Source organism: Dolichospermum compactum NIES-806 (assembly GCF_002368115.1).
Taxonomy (GTDB): Bacteria; Cyanobacteriota; Cyanobacteriia; order Cyanobacteriales; family Nostocaceae; genus Dolichospermum; species Dolichospermum compactum.
The window spans coordinates 2638569-2658843 of sequence record NZ_AP018316.1; the positions used below are offsets into that span (position 1 = coordinate 2638569).

General features: G+C 35.7%; 19 protein-coding genes, 1 tRNA gene and 1 pseudogene. 14 read left to right on the forward strand and 7 right to left on the reverse strand.

Going from position 1 to position 20275, the window contains the following annotated elements; translation table 11 throughout:
• The first annotated feature begins 245 nt into the window (after nt 1–245).
• Nucleotides 246–383 (forward strand): hypothetical protein, encoded by a 138-nt coding sequence (locus CA730_RS24370; protein ID WP_157749965.1) that lies wholly within the window; start codon nt 246–248, stop codon nt 381–383.
• A gap of 349 nt (nt 384–732) precedes the next feature.
• Entirely contained in the window at nt 733–1365 is a 633-nt protein-coding gene (locus tag CA730_RS12605) for a bifunctional 4-hydroxy-2-oxoglutarate aldolase/2-dehydro-3-deoxy-phosphogluconate aldolase (RefSeq protein WP_096667714.1), read from the forward strand.
• 231 nt (nt 1366–1596) lie between these two features.
• Here the strand turns inward: CA730_RS12605 and CA730_RS12610 are convergent, their stop codons facing one another.
• The 5 genes from CA730_RS12610 to petP form a co-directional block, all read right to left on the reverse strand.
• Nucleotides 1597–2019, reverse strand: a complete 423-nt coding sequence (locus tag CA730_RS12610; RefSeq protein ID WP_096667716.1) for a PIN domain-containing protein — start codon at nt 2017–2019, stop codon at nt 1597–1599.
• A 17-nt stretch (nt 2020–2036) separates the two neighbouring features.
• Nucleotides 2037–2252, reverse strand: coding sequence for a hypothetical protein (locus CA730_RS12615; RefSeq protein WP_096667718.1), 216 nt, complete (start codon nt 2250–2252; stop codon nt 2037–2039).
• A gap of 297 nt (nt 2253–2549) precedes the next feature.
• Entirely contained in the window at nt 2550–3584 is a 1035-nt protein-coding gene (gene chlG / locus CA730_RS12620; RefSeq protein ID WP_096667720.1) for a chlorophyll synthase ChlG, read from the reverse strand.
• An 80-nt stretch (nt 3585–3664) separates the two neighbouring features.
• Nucleotides 3665–4765, reverse strand: a complete 1101-nt coding sequence (locus CA730_RS12625) for a Get3/ArsA fold putative tail anchor-mediating ATPase NosAFP (protein ID WP_096667722.1) — start codon at nt 4763–4765, stop codon at nt 3665–3667.
• Nucleotides 4766–4850: 85 nt separating this feature from the next.
• Nucleotides 4851–5042 carry a cytochrome b6f subunit PetP gene (gene petP / locus CA730_RS12630; protein WP_096667724.1) on the reverse strand — a complete coding sequence of 64 codons (192 nt, stop codon included), beginning with the start codon at nt 5040–5042 and terminating at the stop codon, nt 4851–4853.
• Nucleotides 5043–5150: 108 nt separating this feature from the next.
• Here petP and CA730_RS12635 point away from each other — a divergent pair.
• The 12 genes and pseudogenes from CA730_RS12635 (at nt 5151) to CA730_RS12685 (ending at nt 17500) form a co-directional block, all read left to right on the forward strand.
• A pseudogene (locus CA730_RS12635) lies at nt 5151–5849 on the forward strand (Uma2 family endonuclease).
• 60 nt (nt 5850–5909) lie between these two features.
• Nucleotides 5910–6683 carry a Uma2 family endonuclease gene (locus CA730_RS12640; RefSeq protein WP_096667726.1) on the forward strand — a complete coding sequence of 258 codons (774 nt, stop codon included), beginning with the start codon at nt 5910–5912 and terminating at the stop codon, nt 6681–6683.
• Between the two features lie 440 nt (nt 6684–7123).
• Nucleotides 7124–7930 (forward strand): ABC transporter permease, encoded by an 807-nt coding sequence (locus CA730_RS12645; protein ID WP_096667728.1) that lies wholly within the window; start codon nt 7124–7126, stop codon nt 7928–7930.
• Nucleotides 7931–8014: 84 nt separating this feature from the next.
• The gene (locus tag CA730_RS12650; RefSeq protein ID WP_096667730.1) at nt 8015–8866 is read left to right on the forward strand and encodes a Uma2 family endonuclease; all 852 of its coding nucleotides are present in this window, start codon (nt 8015–8017) and stop codon (nt 8864–8866) included.
• Between the two features lie 249 nt (nt 8867–9115).
• The gene (locus CA730_RS12655; RefSeq protein ID WP_096667732.1) at nt 9116–9850 is read left to right on the forward strand and encodes an ABC transporter ATP-binding protein; all 735 of its coding nucleotides are present in this window, start codon (nt 9116–9118) and stop codon (nt 9848–9850) included.
• Between the two features lie 180 nt (nt 9851–10030).
• Complete coding sequence (locus tag CA730_RS12660) at nt 10031–11149, forward strand: class I SAM-dependent methyltransferase (protein ID WP_157749966.1); 1119 nt, start codon at nt 10031–10033, stop codon at nt 11147–11149.
• A gap of 31 nt (nt 11150–11180) precedes the next feature.
• Entirely contained in the window at nt 11181–13748 is a 2568-nt protein-coding gene (locus CA730_RS12665; protein WP_096667736.1) for a glycosyltransferase, read from the forward strand.
• A gap of 149 nt (nt 13749–13897) precedes the next feature.
• Nucleotides 13898–15127 (forward strand): glycosyltransferase family 4 protein, encoded by a 1230-nt coding sequence (locus CA730_RS12670; RefSeq protein WP_231939821.1) that lies wholly within the window; start codon nt 13898–13900, stop codon nt 15125–15127.
• Nucleotides 15128–15148: 21 nt separating this feature from the next.
• Nucleotides 15149–16222, forward strand: a complete 1074-nt coding sequence (locus CA730_RS12675) for a glycosyltransferase family 4 protein (RefSeq protein ID WP_096667740.1) — start codon at nt 15149–15151, stop codon at nt 16220–16222.
• A gap of 131 nt (nt 16223–16353) precedes the next feature.
• Nucleotides 16354–16485 carry a hypothetical protein gene (locus CA730_RS26055; protein WP_269076466.1) on the forward strand — a complete coding sequence of 44 codons (132 nt, stop codon included), beginning with the start codon at nt 16354–16356 and terminating at the stop codon, nt 16483–16485.
• A 138-nt stretch (nt 16486–16623) separates the two neighbouring features.
• The gene (locus CA730_RS12680) at nt 16624–16971 is read left to right on the forward strand and encodes a hypothetical protein (RefSeq protein WP_096667742.1); all 348 of its coding nucleotides are present in this window, start codon (nt 16624–16626) and stop codon (nt 16969–16971) included.
• Nucleotides 16964–17500 carry a PIN domain-containing protein gene (locus CA730_RS12685; protein WP_197705441.1) on the forward strand — a complete coding sequence of 179 codons (537 nt, stop codon included), beginning with the start codon at nt 16964–16966 and terminating at the stop codon, nt 17498–17500. Before CA730_RS12680 ends, CA730_RS12685 begins: the two co-directional genes overlap by 8 nt.
• Before the next feature lie 400 nt (nt 17501–17900).
• Here the strand turns inward: CA730_RS12685 and CA730_RS12690 are convergent.
• Together CA730_RS12690 and CA730_RS12695 are read right to left on the reverse strand one after the other, a co-directional pair.
• A tRNA-Lys gene (locus CA730_RS12690) sits at nt 17901–17972 on the reverse strand.
• 522 nt (nt 17973–18494) lie between these two features.
• Nucleotides 18495–19883, reverse strand: coding sequence for a GAF domain-containing sensor histidine kinase (locus CA730_RS12695; RefSeq protein ID WP_096667746.1), 1389 nt, complete (start codon nt 19881–19883; stop codon nt 18495–18497).
• Between the last annotated feature and the right edge of the window lie 392 nt (nt 19884–20275).

Sequence of the window (20275 nt, forward strand, 5' to 3'; positions counted from 1 at the left end):
ATTTGTAGTGTGACACTTGCGTAAGTCCTATAAATATATCTATCTTTAGTCATCTTACCATTGACCAGACTTTTACCATCTGTTGCTGACGATTCCTTGGATTGGCTTTTTTCTGCTGATTTGTGGTGCTTATGTGGCTATTAATATTTTATTGGCGATCGCTTAGGGAGTTGCAATTAAAAAAATACCCAAAAATTTCTTGTGGTGCGGTCCGAAAAGCCTGCTAATCATCAAGGACAGGCAGGATGCCCATCCCACAAAATTGGGTAATTTATTTTTTGGTGTTCCCTTATTGGTTAGGAGGAAATTGTATTGCTAATGCTAAACCAGGTTCTTTTTTAGATGCTTTTTTCTTTATCTTGGACGGTGATGCACATTATTGATGAGTCTATTCCTCTGTATGGGATAACTTCAGCATTATTAAGCTAACATCAGGTTTTGCTGATTGGGATTGATGAAACGGTGACACAGGTTGTCCATGATCGTTATAGTTATGGCGTTATACTCAACCGGCTTAATTATTTGATTCTATAGCTAGGGGTAAAGCAAGAGCTAAACCCCTCCAAATCTAGGGTTTTTCCTAATTTTTCAAAAGTCCATATTTCAACCATGGTGGAATCATCAATTTGTAGATATTATGTACCATACGCCTGATGGACATCGTTACTGTGACTGTACGCATTTTCACGATGTCTTACCAGTTTAATTGATGCTGTTTAAGTTACGGTAAAAATGCCTAATCAAGTTTGGTTGTCACAGTTAAAATTACATCGAGCGATCGCTGTTGTTCGCGCCCCGAAGATGGTATGGGGTGAGAAAATGGCTTTAGCTGTAGCATCTGGAGGAATGCAGTTAATTGAAATTACCTGGAATAGCGATCGCGCACCAGAATTAATTGCCCAACTCCGTGCCAAATTACCTAACTGTATGATTGGTACGGGGACCTTATTTAATGTTCAACAGTTACAAGAGGCGATCGCCTGTGGGGCGCAATTTCTCTTCAGTCCCCACACGGATCTAGATATGATTCAAGCTGCATCAACCGCAAATATCCCGATTATTCCCGGTGCATTGACACCCACAGAAATTATTACCGCTTGGAATCATGGTGCAAGTTGTGTCAAGGTGTTTCCGGTACAAGCAGTGGGCGGAACTGGCTATATCAAGAGTTTACAAGGACCCCTTGGGCATATTCCCTTAATTCCTACGGGGGGTATAACATTAGAAAATGCTCAAGATTTTTTACAAGTTGGCGCAGTCGCGGTGGGGTTAAGTGGCGAATTATTCCCGACAGAATCAGTATTACAGGGGAATTGGCAAGCTATCAGTGAACAAGCCAGAACCCTCATGCAGAGGTTACATTAGGAGTAAAGCGCATGACTAAAATATTATCTCCTAATGCTTCGCTGTTACATTGAATGATTCTCTAAATGCGATCGCACTCTCATCATCATTAAAACAGCGATCCCATTCTCCAGAACCACCCAAAAGCGATCGCTCTCTCATCATCCATTATGGAAAGTGATTTGGGGAATGAAGTGAATCTCCAGCAAATAACCTGCTACTAAATCTGGAAACAAGTTAAGTTATCCTAAATCAGTTTCTCCAATTATCTAATTGCAAAGGATAACCTAATGATTGAATTTTTTGATAGTGTTTAGTATTTCCTGTCACTAAAATTAAATTATTTTCTATCGCAATTGCAGCAATTAATACATCTGCTAATCCTATAGTTTGTCCAGTTTTTTCTAAATCGGCATAAATTAATCCAGATAATTCAGCACTTTTTTGTTCTAAAGATAAGATTTCCATTTGTGGTAAATCTATTAAAAATTCCTGAATCCGATCATTGCGGTTTAATTTTCTCCATCCTTTGATAACTTCTGAAACTGTAATTACAGATATCGTATAATTTTTAAAAATAGTTTTATAGGCAATAGCTTTAGCTATAACTTGGGGATTTTTCCCTTTGCGAATTTCCGATAAAATATCTGTATCAATTAAAGTTTTATTTTTCACTATTAATTTATTATTTTTTAAGTTCGATGTTTTAAAATATCTTCAATTAGTTGATCAACTAATTCCGCATCATCTGACCATTTGCCAATAAATGAATCGTTGAGAATTTCTGGTTGAGTTAGTTGTTCAATCATGGCTTTAATTAAATCTGAGATTTGACAATGATTAGTTTGGGTTAATTGTTGTATTTTGTCATAGGTTTCTTGATCTAGTTCTATTTCTATTTTTTTCATAATTAGTCATTATTGAAGTACAGAGATTCTTTATTATAGCGTAATTGAGGAATATTTTTCCTGTTTTTAATCTCTCTATACTCATAATTAATAATACTTGATACTTAGGGATAGAGCGCATTGCTGATATCTATCAAATTAAGCCAGGGAATTTATTCCCTGTCTCATAGCTAAAGTCCGTTTTAACGGACTAATAAATTTCCCCAGTTTTTAGTCATCAAAAGACAACTTTCGCTATTAGCCAGGAACTTAAGTTCCTGGCGGGGTGGGGTTTTTACGAATGATTACACTCTAGGATTAAACGCCGGCGTGACCTAATGCAATACCTGTCACCAACATTCCCAAAACCAAAAATGGTTGGGCGCTGGCTTGATATTTGACATCATTGGCTATGGGGTCACGAAGAAAATACATATCTTGGAAAGTGATTTGGGGAATGATTAATAATACGAGAATCGCTGCATATAAATTCTCGTGAATACTCACCAAATAACCTGCGACCAAACCTTGAAATAGGTCAATCATGACCACACAAATCAAAGCCGCAGTTTGGATGCCAAATATAACTGGTAATGATTGTAATCCTAATTGGCGATCGCCTTCCACACTTTTAAAATCATTGACAATGGCAATTCCTAAACCTGCCAAACTGTAAAATAGAGTCAGAATCACAATTTTCCAATTCAATTCCCCAAATAAAGCATGGCCAGCCCACCAAGGTAAAGCAATATAACTTGCACCTAAAGCATAATTTCCTAGCCAACCATTTTGTTTTAATTTCAATGGTGGTGCAGAATAGATATAGGCAATGAAACTACCAAAAACAGACAATAGTAAAACATTAGGAACTGAATGACCTGCCCATAAATCTAAGGTGTAGGCTACCCCATATCCTAGTAATAGTAAAAGCACGAATTGGCTAACTACTTGCTTTTCCGAAATTCTCCCTGAAGGTATGGGACGATAAGGTTCATTAATCGCGTCAATTTCCCGGTCATAATAATCATTAATAGTTTGGGTATAACCAGTTAATAAAGGACCCGAAAGCAACATACATAGGGCAGACTTCAAAACATTTTCTAAAGTCCAGGTATAGTTACCAGAAGAAGCCGCACCACAGACCACACCCCAAATTAGGGGAATCCAGGTAATCGGTTTCATCAATTGCAGACGAATTTTCCAAATAGAAGTTTCTCCAGCGCTCGCACCTTTCATTCCCAGCAATTGCCGAGTTTTAGCATTGCGGTCTTCTGTGATTATTACCTCTGGATTTGGAGATTCTATAGCCTCATTCGGCTGCGAATTAGGATTAATGGGAGTTGATTCAGACATAAGGTGTAATGGTAACAGGTAATTGGTAATTGGTGATTGGTAATGGGTGATTGGAAAAACTTTTACCCATTACCCATTACCTAAAAAGAAATTATCAAATAACTATTTTGGAACTTTGCGCCAGTTACAGGTTTACCACTGAGGGCAGGAGGAAGGAAGATATTACGTCTTTGATCTCCGGCTTCTACTGTAACCTCTGGACCCTGTTGAGTGAGTTTTACCTGTTTTTTATCGAAACCAGGTAAAAATAGGCGTACTTGGCGATTATGCACGTCAACTTCGATGGGTGGGTTAGCTTGTAATGCTTGCTCAATCAAGTTGGGTAAAGCATCTATCAGAGGTTGCCATTCTCCATTAGAAACATCAGGAACTATGCTCACAGGTAGAGGTGCAAATTCCTCAGATAAATTAGGTTGTTCTGCCCCAGCAAATAAAATTGCCCCACCAATAGTTAAACCAATTTGTTGAGCGCTTCCCCATAAATAACGGGAATTTGCCATGTCAATAGGTTCAGATGTTGTTACCAAAAAAGCAGCAACCCGCCGAGGATTAGCCAGGGCAGCTTTACCTTCTTCGAGGAAATTATTAACTTGGTTAGTAGGTTGGGAAAAATTATCAGCAGTCCAATTAAAATTGAAAAGGCTACTAATTAAAGGTTGAATGAAGGGGGATTCAGTAATTGTTTTCCCTAAATCGGAATTTACAAACAATTGCCGAAATCGTCTCATATACCAACTTAAAGATTCTGGCATTCCCAACATTCGCAAACTGGCAGCGTCGCCCGTGCCATCATAAATAATTGCGTCATATTTGCCACTGGCATCATATTCACGAATAGCATTGAGAGCGAGGGCATTATCCATGCCTGGTAATACTACCAATTCTTGCCCATAAACCTCTTTAAAAATTGGTGTGCGGAGATATTGAGCCTCCAATTTTTTCACTTCCTCCCAGTTGCGTTCTAGCAGTACAGATGCTTGAAACTGTACTGCTTGCAGATTGGGAGATATTTCCTGGGGGTCAGGGGTCAGAGGAGTATTGAGTAGAATTGGCAATGTTGGATCTGCTAGTCCTGCTAGGAGTACCCGTTTACCTTGTGTTGCCAATAGCTTGGCTGCGGCGATCGCTATCTTACTGCGAGCGATGCCGTTTTTGCCCAAAAATGTCAGTATCAAGGCCATTACTCAATTTCCAATTTTGCCGATCTTGTCAATAACAACTTAGCACTCAACCAATCTTCTTCGCCTCTGCTATCAGTTGTTGTGACTAAGCTGGTTTGATTTCATCTTCAAAAAACCAGGTAGAGAAGTTATCGTCAAACTTCACCACTACACCGATTCCTTTACCATCTGTGACTTTGTAGCCTTCGATAATGCCGATTTGTCCGAGTTTTTGAGCGATAGCAGAGGATACGCGATCGCGCAAACGAATCACCTTAACTTTCTGTCCGATGTCCATGATCTAGTTAAAATAAAATAATCCAAATCTCAGTGTAGCTGAATCTGGCACTCTGTTTTCATTGTTCATGGTTTAAAATTAAATCAGTAAGCAAGTAGGTATACTCTTATGTTTGTTACAGCCCAACAGCTAGAACAACAAATGCCCGATGCGACTCGGTTATTAAGTGATGAGCCGGAAATGGAAAGTTCTTTACATTATATGCAGTTACTCATCCTAGTAACTAGCTTAGAGTGGTTATGGCGTGATCAAAATGATTTTTTTATTGGTGCAGATCTAACTATTTATTTTAGTCGTCAGCAATTAAAAAATCGAGAATTTAGAGGTCCAGATTTCTTCCTAGTTAAAAATACAGAAAAACGTCCCCGCACTTCTTGGGTTGTCTGGGAGGAAGACGGGCGCTATCCCGATCTCATTATTGAATTACTGTCAAATAGCACAGCAAAAGTTGACCGCAATTTAAAAAAAGTTCTCTATGAAAGTCGCTTTCGTACCCCTGAATATTTCTGGTTTAGCCCGGAAAGGTTATAATTTGTGGGTTTTAAACTGGTAGGCAGTCAATATCAAGAAATTGTCGCTAATAAACAGGGATTACTTTGGAGTGAAGTCCTGAATTTATATTTAGGTGTGGCAAATGGTAAACTCCGCTATTTTACATCGGAAGGTGAATTAGTACCAACACCGGAAGAAGCGGCTATAAAGATCCAAAAAGAAGCTCTTGTTGCTCAAAATCAAGCCCTTGCAGCCGAACAGCAGTTAGCAGGTGAAAGAGAGAAAGTACAAATTTTGGCAGCACGATTGCGATAGCGCAAGCGCTGACTTGTCAGTTCGCTCGGTGTAGATCCTGATAGTTTAAGGTAAGCAAATATGTATCAACATAATCCCCCCTTGTCGCCCAAAGAAACCATGCCGACAATGTACGATTTACCCAGTGAATTAATAGGAGAATCAGGATTGCCAGACGAATTTCATTGTATCCAAGCAGACTTACTCAGTGAAACTTGTCAACCCGTCAATTACTCATCTGAGGAAATTTTACTAGCCAGCGATTTAAACCTTTATTATGATCCTCTTCATCCTAATTGGTACAAACGCCCTGATTGGTATATGGTCTTAGATGTTGCTAATGCTAACCAACAAGAAAATTTACGTTTAAGTTATGTAGTATGGCAAGAAGGAATAGCTCCTTTTTTAGTAGTTGAATTACTCTCCCCTGGAACAGAACAAGAAGACTTAGGACAAACCTTGCGGGAAGTGAACAAACCTCCAACCAAGTGGGCAGTATACCAAAACATTTTGCGTATTCCCTACTATGTCGTTTATGACCGCTATGAAAATAATTTTCGAGGATTTAAACTTAATGGCGCTCATTATGAACCGATAAATCTATCAGAAAACCGCTTTTGGTTAGAAGAAATAGAAATGGGTTTAGGCTTATGGCAGGGAACCTATCAAAATACAGAGGGTTTATGGTTACGTTGGTACAATGCTGATGGCTGGTTGCCAACTTTGACAGAGAAGGCTAAAAACGAACGCCAAAAAGCTGAAAACGAACGCCAAAGGGCTGATGAAGCGGAAGCTAAAGTAGCAATTTTGGCTCAACGGTTAAGGGAGTTAGGTATTGACTCTGATAGTTTATAACTAATTCCCAAAAGACCTATCACAGCAAAAATCTATTGTAGGTAGGACTTACGCACGCTCACTAACTTACCATCATATGAATGAACGAAATTGCGTCGTTTTCGGCTTTGGGAATAACTTATTGAGTAGGGTGCGTCAGATAGAGGAAATCTGTTTTTTACCAAATTATTGTGTCTGACGCACCCTACAAGAGATAAAATCCACATGACATATTTAGAAAACTTTGTCAATGCGTAAGCCCTAGTAGGGTGCGTCAAATATCAAAAATCTACTTATTTACCAGATTTATGCAGTTTGACGCACCTAACCAATGTATAAGTTACGTAATTCCTCAAGACAGATAAAATTTCACTTATCTGAAAATTAATCGTCAACAATTGCACTCGTATGGTATAGAATGCCAAAATGACTTTTTTCTGGTGTGTAATGGTGCTATAAGAATGATACTTTCCCTGAAAGATAATTTAAATTGGTTACAAGTGCAGCGTTATATGGAACTGCTGCACGTCTTAGTAGTACGGACGCTGAAAGTCCGTTATCGGGGGTCTTTTCTAGGAGTTTATTGGTCACTATTGAACCCATTGATTATGACAGGGTTGTATACTGCCATCTTTGGTGCTACCTTTGCATCCTACTATGGTAACTCCATCATTAACTATATGCTGGCAGCGCTGACAGGACTGTTAGTAATTAATTTTTTCTCCGCTTGCACATCCCAAGCTTTAACCAGCGTAGTCGGCAATGGTGCATTATTAAATAAAATTCGCTTGCCAGTTAGTGTTTTTCCTGTATCAATGATTTCGTCCAATGTCTTTCAATTTTCAGTGGGAGCATTTCCGTTACTAGCAATTATGACATTGCTTAATTCCAAAAGTCTCATCAATGTCATCGCTTTAGTATTTCCATTTTTAGCATTAATTTTAGTTTCTACAGGAGTCGGTTTTTTAGTCAGTGCTTTGTACGTATTTTTCAGGGATTTACCTTACTTTTATGAATTGGTAGTATTTGTAATTTGGATTAGCAGTCCGATCTTTTACCCAGCAGCTATTGTTCCCAAGCCGGTAAAACAGTTTTTAGGTTTGAACCCCCTATCCCCAATCATCGAAAGTCTCCGTCAGATTACATTATCAGGTTCTCCACCAGATTTAGGTCTGATTTGGGGGGCTTTACTGAGTGGCATCATTATTTTAGCCCTGGGATGGACTTGTTTTCACCTGTGGCGGCATCAATTTATGGATTTGCTGTAACATAGCTATCATTTGGTAATTGCATAGACTAGAACCAGATAGTTTATAATTAACCAAAGATAGTAATTTATCCTAATAAAATCTATGGCTTTAACCGCACAAGAAATAGAAGCATTAATGCCAGATTGCACTGAACTACTCAGCGACGAACCAGAAATGGAAAGCTCCTTACACTATACACAACTATTAATATTAGTAACTTGTTTAGAATGGTTATGGCGTAATAGAGAAGATTTTTTTATCGGTGCAAATCTTAGCGTTTACTATAGCCGACAACAGTTAAAAAATCGAGACTTTAGAGGACCAGACTTTTTTCTTGTTAAAGATACGGAAAAACGTCCACGTCTTTCTTGGGTAATATGGGAAGAAGATGGTAAATATCCCAATGTAATAATTGAATTACTTTCTGATTCTACAGCGAAGGTAGATAAGGGATTGAAAAAACAGTTGTATCAAAATCAATTCCGCACCCCTGAGTATTTTTGGTTTTCCCCGAATACCTTAGAACTGGTAGGATGGCGACTAACAGACAGTGAGTATAAAACTATTCCAGCATCAGAAAATGCCTGGTATTGGAGTCAGGAGTTAGGTTTATATCTAGGGGTTTGGGAAGATAAGTTAAGATATTTTACTGTTGAAGGAAGATTAGTCCCTACACCAGAAGAAGCTAATTTAGAAGAGATTAGAAAAGCTGAAGTTGAACGTCAAAGGGCTGAAGTTGAACGTCAAAGGGCTGAATCTGAACATCAAAGGGCTGAAGTTGAACATCAAAGGGCTGAATCTGAACGTCGAAAGGTTGAAGTTGAACGTCGAAAGGTTGAAGTTGAACGTCGAAAAGCTGAATCTGAACGTCAGCGTGCTGATGACGCAGAAAATAAAGCAGATGTTCTAGCGCAAAAATTAAGGGAGTTAGGTATTGAACCCGATAGTTTATAAATCGCGGGGCTTTGCTTAATGGCATAATTATTTTAGCCTTGAGACAATACCTTGTCTATTTCCTGCTTTGTTGGGTTAAGCGACAGCGCAACTCAACGCTCATGTTGGGTTTTATGCTAATTGCTCCGCGAACGTTCACGTTCCACAACCCAATCTACAAATCAAGGCTTTTTTCCAATTTGGACAAGGTATTGCTGGAGATGGACTTGTTTTTACCTGTGGCGACATCAATTTATGGATTGGCTGTAAATGGAAGTAATACGTTTGGATAATGTTTCGCTGTGGAGAAGAACTCAAGAGGAATTTTCCTATGATTTGAAGAAAACGCTTCTATCTGTATTAGAGGGTAAATACCGACAACCTGCTAAAAAATTAGTTTTAGATAATATTGACTTAGTGGTTGAAAAAGGCGAAAAAATAGGTATAATCGGTGCGAACGGTTCTGGTAAGTCCACTCTGTTAAAGATAATTTCTGGGATTCTTCAGCCAACAACTGGTACTGTGAGGGTTCGGGGTCAAGTTGCGCCTTTAATTGAACTAGGAGCAGGCTTTGATGCAGAAATTTCTGTGATAGACAATATACTTCTCTATGGTGTATTGTTGGGTTTTTCTAGGTCTGAAATGAAAGCGAGAGCGCGTTCTATTTTGGAGTTTGCGGAGTTGGAGGATTATGCTTTAGTTCCAGTTAAGGGTTTATCTTCAGGTATGGTGGCTCGTTTGGGTTTTGCTATTGCGACTGATGTGCAGCCGGATATTTTGATTTTAGATGAGGTTTTATCAGTAGGAGATGAGAGTTTTAAGAATAAGTGTAAGCAAAGGATGGATCAGTTTTGGGACGATGATGCCACTGTGTTAGTTGTTTCTCATGATTTAGCGTTTATTAGTACATCCTGTAAAAAGGCTATTTATTTAAGTCAAGGTAATATTAGATTTCAAGGCGAATCACAGGAGGTTGTGGATTATTATTTAGAACGTATTAAATAATCTGAAGTAGTTACTTATTGAAGTTTATTTTGGTAAGATTGATAGTAGAAATTATTCAGAGAAGAATAAATATAAAAACCTCAATGTAACTTTCTAATACTAATACATAGCTGTTTGACTTTTGATAGCACTATTGAAAAAATTACAAGAAATAAGTTATTAAGAAATGTGAGAAATAAAATGGATTCCGAAAAAATACTAGAACAGATGAAAGCTGTTTATCAACAATCTGTCAGATTTCAAAATAATGGGCAAAAAATGAAAATAAACTCAGAAGAATCTCAATCACTCAATAATAACGACAGCCATTTTATAGAAATAGATGGTAATTACCTATTATTTTTTAATGATATATACACAAGTAACTTGGGCAAATTTCTCAAAAATATACTGAAGAAATTAGCATGGCCTATTTTAAAAAGACAGACTTATTTTAACTCTGCCATCAGACAGCTTTTACATAAGCTAGTACAAAAAAACTATGAAGATTTAGTAAAATCTAGAGAGGTAAATGAAAAAATTACTCAACTTGAACTGAAGTTTGAAGAGCTATCTACTAAAATACAAACTGATAATATTCACATAAATAACTTTACATCTGCTGAATCGGCAAAGATAAAAAGTGGATTATGGTTTAATGAACCAATAATTATTGACTATAGTGGTGAGGGTGAAGCTTATTGGGCTGTAACTAATGAGAGAATTTTAGAAAAAACTTTTGTGATACATTCCCTAGCTCGTTTTTGTGATTCTAAGAACATAGAAATTTTAGATGTAGGAGCAGCCGAAAGTCTTTTATCGTATGAATTAGCAAGCTTTGATTACTCAGTTACAGCAATAGATATTCGCCCCATAGCTTTATCTCATCCTAATTTAAAATTTGTTAAAAGTGATATTTGTCAGCCTGTATTTTCATCAGATAGCTTCGATTGTGTAATTGCTTTATCTACTCTCGAACATATCGGCTTGGGATGGTATGGAGATGAAAAAGGAAATAGTTATGATATGGAAGCTGTTAAACAAATCAATTTACTTTTAAAACCAGCAGGCATATTTATACTCACAGTTCCCTATGGTAGAAAAGCTGTAACACCAGTACATCGAATTTACGATCAAGAATCACTCCAAAAATTAACTCAAGATTTTACAGTGATGCAAATATCCTATGGAGTACGTAAGGATAACTTCACATGGACTATTACTGAAAATGAGTTAGAAGCATCAGTCAAAGAACATAATCCAGATAACTACCTCCCTGGTGCAGTAGCTATGTTGGTATGTAAAAAAAATATTCTTTAAAAAAAATAAATTTGGAAAATTGGAATTAATAATGAAAATTGCAATTGATATTCAAGCCTTACAAACGAAAAATTCTAGAAATAGGGGAATTGGGCGTTATACACAATCAGTGATAGAAGCTTTATTTAATCAACAAAATACCCCTAGTTTCGATCTATATGCCAATAGTACATTACTAGAACCATCATTGAATAAAAATTTATTTTCATATAGTTCTATAGATTACCCATATATTGGTAGTTGTGCAACTAATGATCTATTGCTCAAAAGCACCTTAATATCATCAGATGCTAACATGGTATTTGTCCCCAGTCCTATGGAAGAATTAGATTCTACAATACCCGATTACACTAATTTTACTAAAAAAATTTTTGTCATTTGTTATGATTTGATCCCACTTATATTTTCTGATAGATATTTATTAAATGATGAAAATATGCAATCTCTTTACATGAGGAGATTAAAAAATGTACAAAATGCTGATTTTATATTTGCAATTTCTGAATCTACTCGTCAAGATGTAATTAAATATCTGAAAATACCTCCTAATAAAGTTTTAAATGTTTCGGGAGGTGTTTCTCCGTTCTTTACTCAAATCCCAGTTAATGAGCGTTATTCTTGGCTGAAAACTTTTGCTGATAAGTTTGGTATTCATAAGAAATTTATTCTCTACACAGGAGGTGAGGACTGGCGTAAAAATATTGAAGGATTAGTTCATGGTTTCGCTAAATTACCCAACAGTTTTCGTGAAAACTACCAATTAGTTGTTGCTTGTAAAGTCTCTGATTTCTTTGCTCAAGAAATCAGCAGTTTAGCTGCCAAATTAGACATTGGTAAATCCCTAGTTTTAACAAATTATATTACAGATGAAGAACTAAGAGCTTTATATTCAACTTGCTCTTTATTTGTCTTTCCTTCTTTTTATGAAGGTTTTGGTTTACCATTGCTAGAAGCTATTTCTTGTGGCGCACCGGCTATTGCAAGTAATAACTCTTCTTTACCAGAGATTTTAGGTTCTTCTGAGCTACTGTTTAATCCACATTCACCTGATGATATCTCTAGGATTATACTAACAGTTCTCTCTAATGAAGAATTTAAAATGAGAATTGCTGAGAATTCTCTTCAGCAAGCGTCCCAATTTTCTTGGGAATCAGTGGCTCAAAAAATGGTTAGTGTTTTTCAAGAACATCAGCCATTAAATAAGATAACTATTACTTTTAGCCGAGTTGAGATCCCTAATAAAAAGCCTCAAATAGCTTTTTTTAGTCCTTTACCGCCAGCTAAATCTGGTATTGCAGACTACAGCCAAGATCTCATCCCATTATTGCAAGAATATTTTAGTATTGATTTATATGATGATAGTGATTTACCGGAGGCTGATATAACGAATAATTTATTTCTTCATACAAAATTTGAAGAGAGGTTAGATTCTCAACACTATGAAGGGATTATTTATCAAATAGGTAATAGTAGTTACCATTGTAATATGTACTCAAAATTAATGAGGTATTCCGGTATAACTGTTTTACACGACTATTATTTAGGAGGACTCATTAATTATATGGAAACTTATTCTCCAGAATTTGGTATAACACTCTCTCAAGAATTAGAACACAGTTACGGAAAAGATAGAGCTATAGAAATATCAACCTTAATTCAACAGAGAAAATTGAATATTCATGAAAAACTACCTGAAGAAAAAATTTACTTAAATAGGAGAATTTTTACTCGTTCTTTAGGAGTAATTTTGCATAGTAAATGGGCTTATAACTGTGCAGTTCAAGATTTTAGTAATGATAATAGTCATATTGCTCACATACCACAGCTAGTTCCCAAGGTTTTACTTGAAGAAAAATTACTTTCCGATGAACGCCAAGCGTTAGGGATTCCTGGTGATAATTTCATAATTACTACATTTGGATTTATTAGTTTAACTAAACGTCCTCTACAAATTCTCCGTGCTTTTAAAAAGTATTTATTTTATCGACCTAATGCGTACTTAGTTTATGTAGGTGGTACTGATTATATTGGTTCAATTGATCTAGAAAATGAGATTCAAAAACTAGGTTTACAAAATCAAGTGAAAATTACTGGCTATATCAATATGTCAGATTTTTATAGATATATAGAAATATCCGATGTTTGTCTTAACTTAAGATATCCATTTAATGGTGAAAGTTCAGCTTCACTTTTACGCATTTTGTCTGTTGGTAAGCCTACAATCATTACAGATATAGGTTCATTTTCTGATTTTCCTGATGATGTGGTACTCAAAATTCCTCAACCTCATCCAAGTAATGAAGTTGATGAAATACTCAAAGCTTTAATTTTATTGACTGAAAACTTGGAATATAGACATTCTCTCAGTAAAAATTCATCTGAGTATATTTCTAGAGAACATTCTCCAGAAAGATGCGCTCTGTTGTATTCTGATTTTATTCAGCAAGTTTTACGCTCACCCAAAGCCCAGCAAAAAATGCTTACAGATTACGTTGGTAGAGAATTAGCCAAAATCGAAGCAAATGCTTCTGAAACGTTACTAAATTACTTTGTTAAAGCAGTTGTTACTAATAATTCAATGGTTAACAATCAAGATTGAAATTCCCTTAATCAGAAAATATTTCTTGAATGAATTTAAAGTTTCTATAATCATAAAATTTAAAAAATTTAGGAGAATTAATGAGGATTTTCATAGATTGCACCCATACAGCTAATTATACTTATAAAAACACTGGTATTCATAGAGTTGTGCGCCAAATAACATCAGAGTTACTTAAGATAGCTGTAAGCAACCCAAATCTAGAAGTAATACCAGTTAAATTTGATGGGACTTGTATAACTAGAGTAATTTCTCTCGATGAACAAAATACAAATGATTCTACTCAAGAGATCAAAGAGATAATTCCGATCAAAAAAATAGCTAAAAAACTCAGTTTATATACACATAAAGCAACAAATAAACTAAAAAAGCTATTACCTGGTTATTTAACTATTAATAATCAAATAAAATGGAAATCTGAATTTGCAGGTATTAAATTTTCATCAAAAGATATTTATATTATTGCTGATGCTAATTGGGATTTACCTCAATCTTATAATCATTTTTTACAACATCTAAAAAAACATGAAGTTACTATAGTATCAATATGTTACGATTTGATACCAATCAAATTTCCAGAATTTTGTTCACAGGAGTTTGTGAAATGTTTTAGAGAATTTTATTACCAGTATTCTGATTGTTTTGATAAAGTGATATGTATATCTCGTCAAAGTGCAGAAGATTATATAAAGGCTAAAAAAGAAGGAGTATTACCTAGCAATAATAGAAATCAGCTTGTTGATAGCTTTCGATTGGGATCTGACTATTCTAAAGATAAACAGTTAGATAATCAAGATGATAACGTAGATAATACGAAAATAATATCAAGACTTAATCAAAGATATATTCTTGTAGTTGGTAGTTTAGTTCCTCATAAAAATATCAAAACTATTATTACAGCATTTGATTTATTAGCAAAATCCAATCAGAATATAAATTTAGTATTTGCAGGAAATCGAGGATGGCACAAAGATACTGATATTTTAATTGAAAAAAATGAACTGTATCAAAAGCGAATACATATTTTTGATTCAGTAACAGATTCTCAACTAGATATTCTCTATAAAAATTGTTATTGTTTGGTTCAAGCCTCATTTTATGAAGGATTTGGATTGCCAGTTGTAGAAGCACTGCAACACAGTAAACCTGTCATTTCAAGTAATGGTGGTTCTTTACCAGAAGTAGGGGGAGATTTTTGCCTATACTTTGATCCTAATGAACCAATACAGCTTTATCAAGCTTTAGAAAAATTGGTGGGGTCAGATGTTTTCTATAATCAGTTGGTAGCTTGTATCAGAAATGAGTATAGTCCATTTTCGTGGCAAGAATCAGCTAAACAGTTGATTTCCGTGCTGTCTATAGGAGAAAATATATTGTAACAATAAATATAGGATTTAACCTTGTTGTCTCCACTTCTAGTCAATCTCTCTTTTCTCACCTCTGAACCTACTGGTATAAGCACTTATGCCAGTAATCTATTTCCATATCTACAAATACTTAAACCGACATTACTAATTTCGCAACCTATTAATAAATATAACCACTACTCAGTACCGCAAAATTTAACACCAAAACAAGGAACAAAAGGACATTTACGCCGTTTATTGTGGACACAATTTCAACTTCCAAAAATCTATCAAAACCTCAAATCCCAACTTTTATTTTCCCCTATTCCCGAAGCACCTTTATATACTAATTGTCGGTTTGTTGTTACAGCATTTGATATGATACCACTGCGGTTTCCTAAAAGCTTTTCACCATTAACGACATACCATAAATACTATACTCCTGAAGTTTTTAAACAAGCAGAACATATTATTTGTATATCAGAATCAACAGCCAATGATATCACCCAATTTTACCAAATTCCTAGTAATAAAATTACACCAATTCTCTTGGCGGGAGATAACTCACATTTCCAATTCCTGAACCTTCCTACCCATAATTACTTCCTATATATTGGTCGTCAAGACCCTTACAAAAACCTCCAAAGACTAATTACCGCTTTTTCCGCATTACCTCAAAAAAATGATTATGAATTATGGTTAGCAGGACCCTATGATCAACGTTACTCTCCATTATTAGAAACACAAACTCAAGAATTAGGAATCAATCATCTTGTCAAATTCCTTAATTATGTCTCCTATGACGAATTACCAATAATTATTAATCAAGCATTGGCTCTTGTTTTCCCTACTCTGTGGGAAGGATTTGGTTTACCAGTTTTAGAAGCAATGGCTTGTGGTACACCTGTTATTACTTCTAATATCTCCTCACTTCCAGAGGTTGCGGGAGATGCTGCTATTTTAATTAATCCCTACAATCCAGGGGAAATTACAGCAGCAATGCAAACAATTATCAACGATTCAGAAACCAGAAAACAACTTTCAGAAAAAGGTCTAAAAAGAGCAAGTCAATTTAGTTGGGAAAAAACCGGACTTGCTACAGTTGAAGTTTTAAAAGAATATCTTTGAGCATACCTGAATTTAGGTAACAACATTTTGTGCTATTGTCTAAGTAGTTTTTATAGGAAATTTCATATATAATGACAGATAGTACATATACACTAGCAAGAAAACAATCACCATGACACAAGAACCAATTTTTGAAGAAAGCAGTGGTTTTAATGATTAGTAAAACCAAGGAGAAACCCATGAACACCTCCATAGAACTTCCCAGCGGTAAAATCCTCAACATCACCCGATTTATTGCCCTAATAATTAAAAAGACATTTTAATCATTTAATTCCTTAATTTCTCTACCCGCAATCACTTTCTATACATCTGTTGTCAATATCTTTACAAAAATCTTCAAAGACTACTTACCGCTTTTTAAAAGTTATAATCTCTATATAACTCATCAAAAAAATAGAGCAATGACTGAAAAAACCATCTCAGCAGACCTAGACCTAGAAACAGCAGAGCGAATTAGTGTATTATCAAAAATGGAAAATCGCTCAACATCCCAAATAGCCAGTGCTGCAATCAAGCTAGGAGCTATGTTACCTCATAATGCTTGGTCAGCACTCTTACAGTTAAATGGGGTTGCTTCTGAGGCACAGTGGCAAGAAATTAGTCAAGAAATTACAAGAGTTTTATTGCATCACCAATACAACCTCGCTCAACAAAGAATTGCCCAAAATATAGATCAAAAGTGGTTAAATTCCTTAGAAACTGAAGATGATATACTCTATGCTTCAGTTGAGTTAACTCGTGATGTCTAATTTACGGTTATGTCTTGATCTAAATATTTGGTGTGCGGCATTATTAGCTGATATCAAAGGAAATGAAAATATTGCTACACCACGTAAGCTATCAGCTTGTCAAAGTATAGTTGATACAGTTCGTTATGGTCGCTGTTATATTGGAACAGTAGAACTTGTGATTTCTTGGGGAATGTTAAATCGTTTAGAGCAAGTTTTATTAAGATTAACTCCCTTAGCTGATGATGCGTCTTTTTATGTGGATGTTATCCGCAGTTATTCTCAAATTCAGCCTCAATTAATATTGGGAGGAACAGGTGTGATTCCTATTAATGATATGGAAGATCAGCACGTTTTAGAAGCAGCTTTAGCTGGTCGGGCTAATGTATTGGTGACAGCTAATTTTAAAGATTTTTTAAATAAAGATATTGAACTTATCGTTCCTGAAAGACATAGTATTTATCATTCTCCTATCCATGAATTTCACATCGTTCATCCTTATTTAATGATCAATTGGTTAAATCAATGTAATATTCCTAAAATTTTATAATCTTTATAATAAAAAAGCTAATAAAAGTTATATAGACTTATTTGAAATTGTATGAATAAAAAATATTAATAACCAAACTGACTAAAATTCTATAATCTTAGGATTTACGCATTGACAAGATTCCCCAAATAGGTGACGTGAATTTTATCCCTTGTAGGGTGCGTCAGACACGATATTTTGACAAAAAAACAGATTTCCTCTATCTGACACACCCTACTCAATAAGTTATTCCCAAAGCCGAAAACGACGCAATTTCGTTCATTCATATCATGGCAAGTTAGTGAGCGTGCGTAAGTCCTAAATCTTTATAATAAAAAAAGCAAATAAAAATTATATAGAATTATTTGAACTTGAAACTGTATGAATAAAAAACATTAATAACTAGAACGCCGAAAGCTAATGGGTGAGGAGGGAATCGAACCCGCAACCAATTGATTAAGAGTCAACTGCTCTACCGTTGAGCTACTCACCCGCTTACTAGATCATGATATCAGACTTTTGACTTTTGCGCTAGTGTTGCATGGTTTAAAAATCGTTAATTTTCTTGGGGGTTGATTAATAGGCGATCGCCATTACCATTAGACATCTCCAGAAATTAAAGATCCTTGACCTGAAACCCTTGTAGAGACGTTCCATCGGTAGAGATTCTCGGCTCTACAATCTTTTTTGGAGATGTCTATTATACTCAAAACGGCTAGAAGCTGGACTTTTTTATCAGACAAAGAACAAGTTCAAAGCCTCTCCAGTATTAAATATTATTCCTTTTCCCTCTCCTCTTAGGAGAGAGTTAGGGAGAGGTGCGAGGAGAGGTTTACCAGGAGGGTTTCATATTGGGTTAAACTATAAACCGTTTGCAGTATAAATTAACCAATAAACAGATGAAAATGACGAAAACCTTTCCCAGTCATCTGTCATAGTCCTGGAAGTCTGTATGTCACTTTATTAATTGTTGAATCACGAAATTTATCAACAGATTGCTTAAGACACTAAACAACTACAACAGTGGGAATTGCATGATAAAATTAATGCGATTGTTCATACTCAGGACATGAATAAAACCGCCCAAACGCTGTACTATTGTTTTGACTAATGCCAGTTCTAAGCCGGTGTTCTGTACTTGCCAGGGGGAATGTTTGGGAATGCGGTAAAATGGCTGAAAAACTTGTGACAGTTTATGGTGGGGAATTTCTATACCAGAAATAGTGATTTTTAATTCTATCGTGTCTGCATTCACATCAGCGGTAACTGTAATTGATTCACCTGCGGGAGCGCATTGACAAGCTTGGTTGAGTAGCAGAATGATAATTTTTTCTAACTCGGTGATATCTGTGGATAAAGGAGGAATGTCAGTGGGGGTATCTAGATGTAATTGTTGCTGTTGACAATTGGTAACATCTCGAAAAGATTCAACAATAGAAAATAACCAAGTTGAAAAATCAATAGTAATTAAAGTAGGAGGTTCAGGATGGGTTTTCAGATATGCAAAGGTAAGAAGATCGTTAAGTAATTTATCTTCGCGTCCACATTCATGATGGAGAATTTGTAATAGTTGGGATACTATTTCTATCTCTACAATCCCGGCTGGTGTTATGAGACTTTCTAGAGTTTGCACAGCAAGATTAATATTAGTAATCGGTGTGCGTAATTCTTGGGCAAGATGTCTGATAAATTCGTTGTGATGATGTTCTCGATTTTCAATTTCTTGAACTTGGGCTTTGGTTTTGGTGTAGAGTTGAGATTGACGAATGGCGATCGCACATTTATTAGCTATTTGCTGTAAAAAAGATATTTCTAATTCTCCAAATTTTGCCTTTGTCTGCCGAATTAGCCAAATATTGCCCAAAACACCTCGATCATCAAAAATCGGACAAGCCAATTGACTCATCATCTGTAAGCCAGAATCATGTCCGGGGACAATTTCTATAGATTGCCAGATTTGTTTTTGCAATAGGGATTGATAAATTCGGGAGAAATCAGCAATTTTTGTGGTTAAACCTTGAAAATGGGGTAAACTTGCACTATATTCATAGGTAACTGTAGCAGCAGTCAAACAGGGATTATAAAGTTCAATTTGACAGCGATTAAGTTGTAATAAATCAACTAATTCTTGAGTAATTATTGTTAATATTTTGCGATCATCGAGAGTATCGCGGATGTGTTCAGTAATATATTGTAGCAATCCTTGGAATTTCTGAATTTGCTGTATCTTTTGAATATTTTCCTGTCTTTCTGACTCTAATTGGATTTGTAAATATTCTACCTGCTGTTGTAATTGGGCAACGGATGTATCTCCACCCAATTGCATAGATACTTCTGAACAAAATATGGATGGAGATGGTAATTGCGTCCATTTGGGGATGGATTTAACTCGATTTAGATTCATGCAATAGTTTAGGAAAGAAATAATGGATAATTGATCATCGGGGAAGAGGTAAGTGGAAATAATGCTTAGAGGATGTTTTAAAAGTTTTTAACGTATAAATTGACCCCTCTCCAAACCTCTCCCCTTGCAGGGGAGAGGCTTTGAAAACCCCCCTTCCCTACAAGGGAAGGGGGCAGGGGGGTTAGGTTTTTGGAGATTATAGGTTTCATCTAATACTTTTCAAACAACCTCTTACTCATGACTGATTTTTCCATCTGCCTATTACCTATTCCTTAACGAAGAAATGACATGAGTATGAGTGAGCATACCAAATATTGTGTATTGCTGATAACAACCCTTGTGACGGTTTGTAAACAGGTACGTTAAGTTACAGCTAATCCCATAACACTATT